The 12,866-nt window shown below is 74.1% G+C and carries 6 protein-coding genes; 3 read left to right on the top strand and 3 right to left on the bottom strand.

The annotated features are described in order from the left end of the window. Positions 1 to 90 precede the first annotated feature (90 nt). From DVH02_RS12460 to DVH02_RS12450, 3 genes are all read right to left on the bottom strand, one after another. Positions 91 to 6,375 carry a type I polyketide synthase gene (locus DVH02_RS12460; protein ID WP_233518187.1) on the bottom strand — a complete coding sequence of 2,095 codons (6,285 nt, stop codon included), beginning with the start codon at positions 6,373 to 6,375 and terminating at the stop codon, positions 91 to 93. A gap of 56 nt (positions 6,376 to 6,431) precedes the next feature. Further along, positions 6,432 to 8,015 (bottom strand): PfaD family polyunsaturated fatty acid/polyketide biosynthesis protein, encoded by a 1,584-nt coding sequence (locus DVH02_RS12455; RefSeq protein WP_114623851.1) that lies wholly within the window; start codon positions 8,013 to 8,015, stop codon positions 6,432 to 6,434. Positions 8,016 to 8,140: 125 nt separating this feature from the next. Continuing rightward, entirely contained in the window at positions 8,141 to 9,301 is a 1,161-nt protein-coding gene (locus tag DVH02_RS12450; RefSeq protein WP_114623850.1) for an SDR family oxidoreductase, read from the bottom strand. A gap of 633 nt (positions 9,302 to 9,934) precedes the next feature. Between DVH02_RS12450 and DVH02_RS12445 the strand changes: the two genes are divergently transcribed. From DVH02_RS12445 to DVH02_RS12435, 3 genes are all read left to right on the top strand, one after another. After that, on the top strand, positions 9,935 to 11,257 hold the full coding sequence (locus DVH02_RS12445; protein ID WP_114623849.1) for a wax ester/triacylglycerol synthase domain-containing protein: 1,323 nt from the start codon (positions 9,935 to 9,937) through the stop codon (positions 11,255 to 11,257). Between the two features lie 200 nt (positions 11,258 to 11,457). Next, positions 11,458 to 12,072, top strand: coding sequence for an ATP-binding cassette domain-containing protein (locus DVH02_RS12440; protein ID WP_114623848.1), 615 nt, complete (start codon positions 11,458 to 11,460; stop codon positions 12,070 to 12,072). Then, on the top strand, positions 12,069 to 12,866 hold a 798-nt coding region (locus DVH02_RS12435; protein ID WP_114623877.1), incomplete at its 3' end, for an ABC transporter permease. The genes DVH02_RS12440 and DVH02_RS12435, both read left to right, overlap by 4 nt.

Below are 12,866 nucleotides of genomic sequence, written 5' to 3'. Positions count from 1 at the left end.
AAGGCTTCGGGCAGGGCAGGCAGGGCAGGCAGGGCTTCGGGCAGGGCAGGCAGGACGGAGAGAGGGCAGGCCGGGCTTCGCGGACACGCCCTAGGAAGGACGGCTGACCAGCTCCACGCCGAGCAGTTCCAGACGGACGGCCCCGTCCGCGTCGATCAGCGCCGCGTCGCAGCGCGCTCCCGTGCTGTGTGCCTTGCGCCCGCGCACCACACACCGAACGGTGCCCTCGACCGGGCCGCGCAGGTGCACCCGGCACTCCGCGACAGCCATCGGCAGTGTCGCCGCACCGATGACGTGCTGCCCCCAGACCAGAGCGAGTTGGAGCGCGCCGTCCACGGCGGCCGGGTCCAGCGGCCAGTGTTCCCCCGGCCAGCCCAGGGCGCGCACGCCCACGACGCTCGCCTCGGCGCCGTGCTCCGACACCCCGTGCGGGGCGCTGACGGCCTGGAACCGGGGGCCGTGGAAGAGGAGTTCTCCGTCGTAGAACCCGGCGCGGTCCAGCCGCTCCAGTCCTTCCGGGCGGCCCCAGGCGCCCGGATCCGGCTCGGCGGACCCGGTGTCCAGCACGGCCCTGAAGTGCGCCACGCCGTCCGCGCCCCGCAGCTCGGCCTCCAGACCCGCCACCGAACCGGCCGCGCCCCGGCTCCCGTGCACGGTGAGCCGGTGGCCGTCGCCGGACAGTTCCGGCAGGGCGAACTTCTTGTACACCCGCAGATCGCGCAGGACGAGCGGCCCGCCGTCCGGCCGCCAGGCGGTGGCCGCCCCGGCGAACCAGTTCAGGACCATCGCCACGGGCAGTACGGGAACCCCGCCGATCGCGTGGTCGGCCAGCTGCGGCAGGGTGTCCGACCGGACCAGGAGCTGCGCCGGGGCAGGAGCGGCGGCCGGGGACAGGGCCGCGGGATCGTCCCCGACCGCCAGGACGGCCCGCGCCTCGCCGACCGTGCCGTCCAGCTCGGCGGTGAAGGCGGCGGCGCCCTGCTCCAGAGGAATCAGCGGAACCCCGGACCGGCCGAAGTGCGTGGCCAGGGCGGGCGTGACCATGCCGCCCTGCCACGGGCCCCAGGCGACGCACCGCACCAGGCAGTCCGGGCGGCGGGCCTGCTCCGCCGAGGCGACCTGGCCCAGAACCTCGTTGGCCATGGCGTAGTCGCTCTGCCCGGCGTTGCCGTACACGGCGGCCACCGACGAGAACAGGCAGATCACGTCCAGCGGATCGTCCGCCGTCGCGGCCAGCAGCGCGCGCAGACCGTCCACCTTGGTGGACATCACCTGCTCGACCTGCGCGTCGCTCTTCTCGGCGATCCTCTTGTCGGCGAGCACCCCCGCACCGTGCACGATGCCGGTGACCGGGCCCCACGCCTCGCGTACGTCGCGCAGCGCGGCGGCGAGGGCGTCGCCGTCGCGGGCGTCGACCTGGACGTACCGTACGGGAGACCCCGCTTCCGCCAGCGCCGCGAGCGTCGCCCGCACCTCGCGCGCGGCCAGGATCTCCCGGGCCCGCGCCGCGAGCTGGGCGGGCGACGAGTCCGCGGTCTCCGCGGCGGAGCGTTCCGCGAGCAGCCCGACGAGCGCGGGCTCGTCGGTGGCCGATGACAGCCCGCCGGGCTCGGGCGCCGGTTCCGTCCTGCCGAGCAGGGCGATGCGCGGACGGTGTGTCCTCGCCAGGTCCAGCAGCGCGGCGGCGGTCACCCCGCGGGCCCCGCCCGTGGCCACGATCACCGACGCGGAGGTGATCCGCCGCGCGGCGGCGGGCGTCACCCGCGCGGGCACGGCACGGGGGACGGTGCGTGTACCGTCCGCGCGCAGACCGGCCTCCGGGGCGGGGCCGCCCTCGAGCAGTTCCCGCACGATCGCCTCGGCGACCGCCTCGTCGTCCCGGCCGCCCCGCTCGCAGTCGACGGCCTTGACCGAGGCGTCAGGCCACTCCTTCGCCGCCGTCCTGACCAGCCCCGCGACGCCGCCCAGCCACGCGCGGCCGGGCGCGTGGCCGCCGAGCCCGAAGTCGCCCCCGGTGTCCTGTACGGTCACGAACAGCCTGCCCGGCCCCGCCTCCCGGGCCACTCGGGAAGCCACCGTACGCGCCGCGCGGAACACCGACCGGTGGACCTCCCGCGCCGCGTCCGGCGCCTCGCTCGCGGTCACCGCACCGAGGTGGACGACACCGCGCGCGTCCTCGGGCACCTCGGCGACGGCGGTGGCGTCCACGCCGCGCTCCGCCAGCTTCCGTGCGACGAGGCCGGTGAGCCCGTCGCCTTGGGGTCCCTCACCCGTCACCACGAGCGGTCCGTCAAGGAGCCCCGCCATCGCCAGCCCCGCCGCGGGTGACTCCACCGCGCGCGGCACCAGCCTGGTGAGCGACGGCATCGGGCCTGCTCCGGTCGCCGATTCGGCCGCCGCTCCGGTCGCGGCTTCGGTCACGGCCTCTGATCCGGTGGGCAGGGCGGGAGCCTCGGGGGCCGGGGCGCCCGCCGCGCCGGGAACCTCCGGATCGGTGGCGGTGGTGAGCGCCTCGACGATCTCGCGCAGTGTGCGGAGCTTGCCGAGCTGACCGACGTCCCCCGCCGCGATGTCGCCCACTTCCCTGCGCACGGCGGACAGGATCTCGACCCGCTTGATGGAGTCGACCCCCAGATCCGCCTCCAAGTCCATGTCCACACCGAGCATGTGCACGGGATAGCCGGTGAGCCGGGCCACCACGGAGAGCAGCAGCTCCGCCAGCTCCGGCGCCGACAAGGGGGCGGCCGATGCCGGTTCGGGCGGCTGGACCCGGTCGGTCGCCGGTGTGGCGGCGGCGGTCACTGCCGTGGCCGAGGCCGCGGGGACCGGCGCGGTGGCGGCCGTGGCGACGGCCGTGGGGACGTCGACCGCGGGCTGTGTCGTGGACGCCGGTGCCCGACGCGGCTCCGGGGGCCGGGGGAGTGGCAGCGGCGCCAGGGGAGCCGGGGCCTCGACCACCCCATGGGCTCCGCGACCTCCGGAGTCCCGAGCCCCGCCGTCCTTGTCCCCGCTGACCCCGCTGTGCCTGCTGTCCCCGCTGTGCCCGCGGCCGTCGCCCTGATCGCCGAGGCCGGGGGTTCCTTGCGCTCCCTGCCCGCCCCGCACCCCGAGCATCGCGGTCAGAGTGGTCTCGGTCATGCGCAGAAAAGCGATATGACTGTCCGTCAGCATGCGCTGGCAGGCGGCGTGGGCCTCCGCCGTCTGCCGCTGGACGCTCTCGACCGCGGCGTACCAGTCGGGGCCGACGGTGGCCCCGGGCCCGGCGTCGTAAGGGGGCACGGCGGCCTCGGCGGACGCCGTGGACGCCGCATCGTACGCCTGCGGCTCCGAGGCGCGGCGGGCGGTGGAGTCGTACACGGGCATGGGAACCGCCAAGGTGTCGGAAGCGGAAGCGGGAACGGCAACGGCAACGGGAGTCGGGACGGCATCGGGCTGAGGCTGTCGTCGCACCGTGGCCTTCGACATGGGTGCGGATGCGGATGCGGGTGCGGGCGGAGGCAGGGGCGTGGAGGGAGATGGCGGAGGCGGAGGCAGCGGCGGCGGTGGGTCGGCGGCTCCGGCGCGGGGCGGGTAGAGCTGACCGTGGTTGGCTCCGCTGATCTTCACGGCCATCCGGGGCCCGGCCGCCCTCGCCGCCGCTTCGAGCGGGGTGTACGGGGCCCAGAGAGGGGCGAGATCGAGGGGCACACCGCGTACGGCCAGTTCGCCGAGCGCGCTGTGCAGCGTGTCGATCCCGGACCGGCCGGGCCGGTCCAGCGGGACCGCCGCGTGCTCGCGGTCGCCGAGAATCTGCCCGACCAGACCGGTCAGCGCGGCGCCCGCGCCCACCTCGACGAACGTCCGTACCCCCGCCGCGTACATCGCCTCGATCTGGTCCTGGAAGAGCACGGGCGAGGCGAGATGTCCGGCGAGCTTGCGGCGCACCTCGTCGGGCGAGGCCGGGTACGGGGCCGCGTCCGCGTTGCCGTAGACGTCGATCCGGGGCCCCGTGAGCGGGACCGTGCGCAGGAAGGCGGCGAGCGGCTCACCGGCCGGGGCGACCAGCGGGCTGTGGAAGGCGGTCGAGGTGGCCAGCCGCCGGGTGTCGACCCGCTCGGCGGCGAACACCGCCTCGGCCCGCGCGACCGCCTCCAGCGTCCCCGAAAGTACCGTCTGAAGCGGCGAGTTGTGGTTCGCCGCCCAGATGTCGCCGAGTCCGTCCCCGGCCAGGACCGCCGCCACGCGCGCGCGATCCGTCGCCACGGCGAGCATGGCGCCCGGCGACGCACCGGCGTCCCGCATCAGCTCGCCGCGTCTGCGGGCCACCGTGACCAGCGACTCGGCGTCCAGGACGCCCGCGCAGTGCAGCGCCACCAGCTCGCCGAAGCTGTGGCCCGCCACGCAGTCGGGCCGCAGCCCCAAGGACCGCACCACCTCCAGCGCCGCGAGCGAGTGCACCGCGAGCGCGGGCTGCGCCCACTCGGTGGCGGCCAGCGACGCCTGCCGGGCGGCACGCTCCGCTCCGGTGAAGGCGGGCGGTGGGAACACCACCCGGTGCAGTGGCAGTCCGTCGAACTCGGCGCCGCCCAGCCGGTCCCACACACGCTGCGCGGCCGGTGCCAGCATGGCGAGATCGGCGCCCATCCCCACGTACTGGGACCCCTGCCCCGGGAACAGGAAGCCGATACGGCCGGGCACGGGTGGCCCCGGGGCGTACCGGGCACCGCTCGGTGTCGAGAACGCCGTGCCGGGCTGCCGCCGGATCAGCGCGAGCGCCCGCGTGAACTCCTCCCGCAGCTCCTCGACGTCGCCGACGACGACGGCCAGCCGCACCGCGGCGGTGGGCGAGAACGCGCGGTGGCTGTCCCGCGCGAGCGCGGCCAGCGGACGGCCGCCGTCGGTGTCCGGCGCCACCAGGTCGGACGGCGACGCGCCGCTGAACAGGAGGAGTTCGCTCGCCGCGCGGCGGTGGCGCGGCGGTACCCGGCCCGCGGTGCCCGAGGGCACGTACTCCTCCAGTGTGACGTGGAAGTTGCTGCCTCCGAAGCCGAAGCTCGACACCGACGCCCGGCGCGGGTGACCGGCGGGCCGTACCCAGGGCCTGGCCGCGGTGTTGACGTAGAACGGGCCGCCGGGGACGGCGGCGGCCGGGTTCGGCCGATCGACCTTGATGGTCGGCGGCAGCACCTTGTGGTGCAGGGCCATGACCGCCTTGAGCAGCCCCGCCGCTCCCGCCGCGCACTTGGTGTGGCCGATCTGCGACTTGACCGACCCGATCGCGCACCACGGTCCGTCCGTGCGCCCGGCCGCGCCGAACACCTCGGTCAGCGCGTCGAGTTCCGCGGTGTCCCCGGCCTTCGTACCCGTTCCGTGCGCCTCCACCAGCTCCACGGTCCCCGGCGCGTAGCCCGCTTCCTCGTAGGCGCGGCGCAGGGCGCGCGCCTGTCCGGCGGGCAGCGGCGCGTAGATCGCCGAACTCCTGCCGTCGGACGAGGAGCCGATGCCCCGGATCACCGCGTGGACGCGGTCGCCGTCCCGCTCCGCGTCGGACAGCCGCTTGAGCGCGTACATGACGACGGCCTCGCCGAGCATCGTGCCGTCCGCCGCGTCCGACAACGGCCGGCAGTCACCGCTCGGTGACAGCGCGGGGGTCTTGGAGAAGGACAGGAACATGCCGATGCCGTTGCCGGTGTCCACACCGCCGCTGATCACCAGGTCGGCCCGGCCGAGCGCCAGCTCGCCGACCGCGGTGGACAGCGCCGCCAGGGAGCTGGCGCAGGCCGCGTCGGTGGTGTGGTTGGAGCCGTGCAGATCGAACCGGTTGGCGATCCGGCCCGCGACGACATTGCTGAGCAGCCCAGGGAAGGCCGACTCGCTCCACGGTGTGTAGTACGCGGCGATGCGGTCGCACACGGCCCGCGCCTCGGCCTCGGAGAGGCCGCTCTCCCGTAACGCCTTGAACCACACGGGGCGTTCGGTGCGGCCGTACATGTGCGGAAGCAGCTCCAGAGCGGAGACTCCGAGGACGACGCCGACCCGGTCCCGGTCCATGTCCCGCAGACCACCGGCGTCGGTCAGCACCTGGTCGGCCACCATCAGGGCCAGCAGCTGCGCGGTGTCCGTCGTGGACAGGCTGGTGGGCGGCACACCGTACGCCATCGGGTCGAAGTCGATGTCCGGCAGGAACGCGCCCCGGCGGGCGTACGTCTTGTCGGGGGCCGCCGGATCCGGATCGTAGTGGTCCGCGACCAGCCAGCGGGAGGCCGGCACCTCGGTCATCATGTCCCGGCCGCCGGTCACGATCCGCCAGTAGCCGGCCGCGTCCGTCGCGCCGGGCGCGAGGGCGCCGACACCGACCACGGCGACGGGCACCTGGCGCGGGGTGGAGGCGGTCACGGTCTCTCCTCGGGGTCGGACGGCGGGAGCTGACGGATCCGGGGCACCGGGGCCGCTCATCCCAGCGCGCACGGGGTGTGGGCGAGCGCGCCGGAGGGCAACGGCACTCCGTAGGTGCGCAGTTGATGGGCGCGGGTGAGCAGTGCCGCGCCTTCGAGCAGGTTGAGCGCGATCTGCACCACCGACCGGTGCGCCGGTTCGGCCAGGAACGTGCCCGCGGCCCACCGGTTGAAGGCCCCCATCGCCGGGCCGCACCAGATCTGGTAGTCGGCGCGCCGGACCGTTTCGCCGGTGATCGCCCACCGGCTCGAACTGCCCAGGTACCAGCGGAAGACCAGCGCCATACGGTGCTTCGGGTCGGACTCGGCGCGGGTGATCTCGGCGGGATCGCGCCGCTCCCAGAACGCGACGGTGCGCCGCCAGACCTCGTCGAACGGGGCGCGCAGCACGTCCCGTTCGATCGGCGCGCGCACCGGGGCCGGGATCTCCTCCAGCGAACCGTACGTCCGGTACGCCGCGTGGAGCCTGCCCGCCCGCTGGGCGAACATCGTTCCCCGGGAGAGGACTTGCAGCCGGACGCCCAGCTCGAACATGTCCGCCGCCGGGGCCATCGCCACATCGGCGACATCCGCCTCGCAGAGCATCGCCTTGGCCTCGTCGGACAGCCCGGCCTCGGTGGCCGTCTGGTTCACCGACCCGACGACCACGTAGGACGCGCCGAGGGCGAAGGCCGCGGCCACCGCGGCCGGTGTGCCCAGCCCGCCGGCCGCGCCGATCCCGACCGCGTGGTGGTAGCCGAAGCGCCGGCACAGTGTGTCGCGCAGCGCGGCGATTCCCGGCAGCAGGACCGACAGGGGCCGGTTGTCGGTGTGCCCTCCGCTGTCCGCCTCCACGGTGATGTCCTCGGCCACCGGTACCAGGGCCGCCAACTCCGCCTCCTGAAGTGTCAGTTCACCCTCTCTGACGAGCCGGTCCAGCAGCGCGGCCGGGGCCGGCGAGAGGAACCTCTCGGCCACCTCGGGACGGGAGACCTTGGCGAGCATCCGCGTACGCCGTACGATCCGGCCGTCCGGGTCCCGGCGCAGCCCCCGGGCCGAGCAGAGCACGACGGCCGGGGTCAGCTCCATGAACGCCGAGGCCGAGATCCTGGGCACACCACACCGCAGCAGCAGTTGGGCGACGCGGAACTCCAGCTCGGGTTCTGCCGGTGAGTGGATCAGGTTCACCCCCCAGTTCGGGTGGGAACGCAGCTCGTCGGCCAGTGTGCGCACGGCTCGCTCCACGTCCGCGTAGGCCAGGCCACCCGCGCCGAAGAACCCGAGCATCTCCGCACGGGCCATCGCGGACACCATCCGGGTGGTCGCGATGCCGTTCGCCATCTCCCCGGCGACGTAGGGGAAACGGATGCCGTGCGCCGCGCAGAAGGTGCGCCCGCCGAGCCACTCGGGGTACAGCGGCGGCAGCGTACCGAGCACCGGGACGCCGGTGACGGAGCCGGTCGCGAGCCCCAGCTCGCGTCCGTCGGGACCGCTGACGATGTGGACGGGTTCCCGGATGCGCCGGGCGAGGGCGGCGATCCCGTCGGGGGTGAAGACCGGCGGGCACGTGGCGGGGGAGTCGGGTGCGGCGAGGACGGACACGGGGGCTCCAGTGGGGGAGGCGGGGCTGACGGTCACTGAGGCTTTCTGACGGCGCTGAACCGGTCGCGGGAGGCGCGGTCTCGCAGGACCCGGTCCGGTGATCGCCCGCACATGGTGACGGATAGTCAGGGACGAGGCGCGGACGGGACGTCGGCCGGACAACCGACGGTCGGTGGCGGCCCGGCGGGGACCCGCTCCCTCCCGGCCAGCCCGGAGCGCAGATAGCCGAGGTCCACGCGGCCGGAGGTCGCCGAAGGCCCGAGCAGGGTCCTGACCCGGGTGTCGTCGAAGCGCCGCCGGTGGGCGAGGTAGGCCGTCAGCCCCGGGTAGAACTCCAACAGGGACTCCAGGGCCGACGGGTCGTCCGGCTCCGCGGCGACCAGCTCGATCGAGACCGGCACCAGCTCCTCCAGCAGGGTCACCACCGTCGGCACGGGCACGTCACGGTCATGGACGACGTGGTAGGTGTCGACGCCGCCGGAGGGCGTCCGGTCGGCGAGGCGCACCATGACCTCGGCCGCGTGCTCGACCTGTACCAGGTTCAGCCGGCCGTGCGGGTGGCCCACCAGCCGGACGCGGGGGCGGCCGTCGTCGCGCTCGCCCCGGACCGTGGCCGCGGCGGTGCGGTGTGCGTCGCGCATGATCCGCTCGACGACCTGGAGCGGATGCGACGGCAGCTCCGGGTGCGGCGGCAGGTCCGTGACCAGGATGCTCGGCCGCAGCACGACGACGGGCCGGGCGTGCTCCCGGGACCAGGTGTGGATCAGCTGCTCGGCCTCGTACTTGGAGTGTTCGTAGGCGTTCTCGAAGCCGTAGGCGCCGTCCAGCTCGTCCTCGTACGCCACGCCCTCGCGCCGCCCCCCGGCCACGAACGCGGTACTCACGTGGTGGACCACGGGCCTGCCGCGTCCGGCGGCGGCCAACTCCAGTACGCGGCGGGTGCCTTCGACATTGGTCCGGCGCAGCTCGGGGAGGTCTCCCTCCAGGTTGATACTGCCCGCGCTGTGCCAGATCGCGCCGAGACCGTCGGCCAGTTGCGCGAAGGCGCGCCCCGAGAGCCCCAGCCGCGGCCGCTCCAACTCGGTCTCCACCACCCGCAGCCGGTCGGACAGCCCGGCGGTGAACGCCTGTGGGGAGCCGGTCAGTTCGAAGAACCGGGTGATACGGCGCAGCGCGTCGCCCGAGCCCGCGTGGACCAGGACCGTCACCGATCGGTGTGCGGCGAGCAGACCGCGTAACAGGCGCAGTCCGAGGAACCCGGTGGCGCCGGTGAGGGCGACATGCACGACCTTGACTCCAAGGGCTTCGAAGGGCTTCGCATGGGGCGGGACCGTGAACGCGTGCGGTGGGGAGGGGCGTTGTCGTCGGTGCGGAGCTACCAGGGCATTTCGGCAACGCGTGGAGCCGGGTGCGTCCGTGCGTGACCACGTCGTCGGAGGTCACCCGAGGGGCCGTCAGGAACTCCCCCCGGAGCCGGTGACCGCTGACGCAACGCACACAGTGTCAGAAGGCGGGCGACGACGGGACCCCGATGCGCCGCACTCACCTGAACGGAGTACTCACGCCAGATCCGGGTGCGCCGCTGGCGGTTCTGCGGTACCTCCGCCGCAGCTCAGGGGCGCGATGGTACGTACGTGACGGAAGTGGCCGCTGCGGCGTCGCCTGCGGCCATGTCCTCCATTCGGGTGGTTCCACGGTCGTGGGCCGGGACATGGTCCCGGCGCGCGCGAACCTGGTTGGCATGCGGGGTGAGCGCGCTGGTCCCGGTACGGCAGGGGCGCAGCGCGCGCTCCGGAGCCACCCGCCCGGTTCGTCTTTCCGTCCGTCCGCCCGTCCGCCCGTCCGTTGCCCGTCGGCCCGTCCGCTCGCCTGTCCGCATGTTCGCCTGTTCGCCCGTCGGTACGAACTGGAGTCCTCCGATGCCCGGGTCCGTCCCGCCAGTCCCGCCCCTTCCCTCGCCCCGCCACCCCGCCCACGCGCTCGACCGCGCGTTCCTCGGCATGGAGCGCCGCCGCCCCGACGCCCGTTGGGACGCCGGTGGCGTCGCGTATCTGAGCGGCCCGCCCCCGAGCCTGGCGGACCTGCGGCTGTACGTGGGCTTCCGCCTCTCCCGACTGCCCCTGCTGACGAGCCGGGTCGAGGGCGGTACGCGACGTTCCGGGTGGCGGACGGACGCGGACTTCGCCGTCGACCGGCACGTCCACGAGGTGGTCGCGGACGGCCCCGAGGAGTGGGACGCGGCCTTGCACACCGCGCTCAACGCGCCGTTCGCGCCCGGCGCCTACTGGGGGGTCTGGCTGCTCCACGGCCACGCGCCCGACCGGTACGCGGTGTGTTACCGCTTCCGCCACGCCTGTCAGGACGGTGCGGCGGCCGCGATGACGTTCCGGACCCTGCTGGGCGACGGGGAGCCCTCGGCCCGCCCGGTGCCTCCGAAGGGCCGCCGGGCCGACCTGCCGCGGCGCGTGGGCACGGCCGTCGGGCTGGCGGCGAAGTTCGCGTCCGGCTCCCTCGTCGCCCGCGGTCCTCGTCCGGCCGCCCCCTTCGTACCCACGGGCGAACGGCGGTTGTGGCGCGGCCGGGTCCCCGCGGACGCGCTCCGCCGGATCGGCGCGGCGCGCGGCGGCTCCGCCCACGACGTCCACCTGGCGGCGCTCGCCGGGACGTTGGCGGCGTGGTCGGAGCGGTCCCGCGTACCGCTCCCACGGGTGACGGCCCTGGTACCCGTCGACGCGCGCCGCCCCGACGAGGATCAGACCTGGGGCAATCGCTGTTTCGCGGTGCCGCTGGAACTGCCCGTACGGAGAGGGCCGAAGGACCGGAACGCCGAGGGCGGCCGGAGCGGCGATTCGCCCCTCTGGCGACTCGACCGCGTCATGGCGAGGACCCGCAAGCTGCGGGGCGACACCTGGCGGCAGGCCATTCAGGACATGGTCCGGTTCATGCCGGGCCGTCCGACCGCGTGGTACCTGCGACGGGTGATCTCGCCGCGCGTCACCGACGTCATGGCCACGTCCATGCCCCTCGCCGACAAGGGCGGCCTCGGCGACACCCGGGTGACGGGAACCGCCCTGCTCCCCCTGCTCGTGCCAGGGCACCTCTTCGGGGTGGGCCTGTCGTTCTTCGACACCTGGGCCGAGGTGTCCTTCGTGGCCGACCGCGCACTTCCCCTCGGGGAGTCGCTGCCGGGGCTGTGGGAGCGGGCCGTGGCCGAACTGGCGCAGGAACAGGGGCCCGGGTGAGGGATGTGCGGAGCGGTTCGCCGCCGCTCGTGAGCCCCGATGCCCAAAGCCCCGATGCCCGAAGCCTCGAAGCCTCGAAGCCCCGACGCCCCGAAGCCCCGAAGCCCCGAGGCGCCGTGGCCCCGAAGCGCCCGACGTCCGTGGCCCCATGGGCACATGGCCCCGAAGACCGGAAGACCTGGCATCGAGGGAGCGGCCCGATGGACGTCAGACAAGTGCATCATTCCTACCGTCGGCACGCCGTCCTGCGAGGCGTGGACCTCCGTCTGCGGGCCGGGATCCTCGCCGGGATCGTCGGGGAGAACGGCGCGGGCAAGACGACGCTGCTCAAGATCCTCTCCGGTGAACTCGGCCCCGACCGGGGCTCGGTGCACCACAGCGGAAGGTTCGGCTACTGCCCGCAGTCCGTGGTCCTCGACGACTCCTTCACCGTCCGCCAGCACCTGGACCTCTTCCGGCACGCCTACGGGCTCCCGGATCTGCGGCGGGCCGAGGAGGTGATGGAGGCCCTGTCCTTCACCGAGTATCTCGACCAGCGCGCGGGTCTGCTCAGCGGGGGCTCGCGGCAGAAGCTGAACCTCACCCTGGCGCTCATGCACGACCCGGACGTGCTGCTGCTGGACGAGCCGTACCAGGGCTTCGACTGGGAGACGTATCTGCGCTTCTGGGAGCTGGCGGCGGGGTTGCGCGACGCCGGACGCTCGGTGCTGGTCGTCTCGCACCTGGCGTACGACGTCGGTCGGCTGGACGAGCTGTGGCGTCTGGAGGGCGGGCGCCTCACCCGCCAGGACCGGCGGCCGGAGGAGGCGGCATGAGAAGGCACTGGACCCTGTTCACCACGGCTTCCCGGTACGCGTTGATCGGGCACGCCCGCAACCGGTTCGCGATGCTGCTGGTCGTCGTGTACATCCCCGTCTGGATCGTCCTGGCCTACGTGACCATTCCCGACCGCCCGGCACCCTTCCGGCTGCGGGCCACGGGCCAGGTCCTGTCCCCGCCCGGCAATCACCTCACCCAGATCACCGGTGCGCTGAACGCGGTCACGCTGATCGCCGGGTTCATGATGTTCGCCGCCACCTTCACGGGCGGCGCCTTCGACCGGCGGCTGGCGATGGCGGGATACCCACGCTTCCACCTGGTGCTCGCCAAGCTCTCCGCGCTCACGCTGGTCTGCGCCGCCATCGCCGCGTACGCCACGGCCGCCGCCGGATTCGCCTGGTCGCCCCGGCAGCCCCTCATGCTCGGCGCCGCGCTGTTCTGCGCCGCGCTGACCTACGGGGCGCTGGGCGTGGTCTTCGGGTCGGTGCTCGGCCGCGAGGTCGAGGGAATGTTCGCCATCCTGATGATCAGCATCCTCGATGTCGCCCTCCAGAACCCGCTGTCCAGTTCGGGATCCGACAGCGCTGTCGTGCATTTCCTGCCCTCGTACGGGGCCGTACAGGCCAGCATGTCCGCGGCCTTCTCCACCGCGTCGGTTGCCCAGGGCCTCGCGATCCAGCTCCTGTGGCTCGGCTGCGCGGCGTTCGCCGCGTTCCTGGTCTTCCGCCGACGCACCCGAGACGCGCTCCGACCGCTACGGAAGCGACGCGCCCCGGACCACCCCGCCCCG

Source organism: Streptomyces corynorhini, assembly GCF_003346515.1.
Classification (GTDB): Bacteria; Actinomycetota; Actinomycetes; order Streptomycetales; family Streptomycetaceae; genus Streptomyces; species Streptomyces corynorhini.
This window is presented reverse-complemented; position numbering and strand designations above follow the sequence as displayed.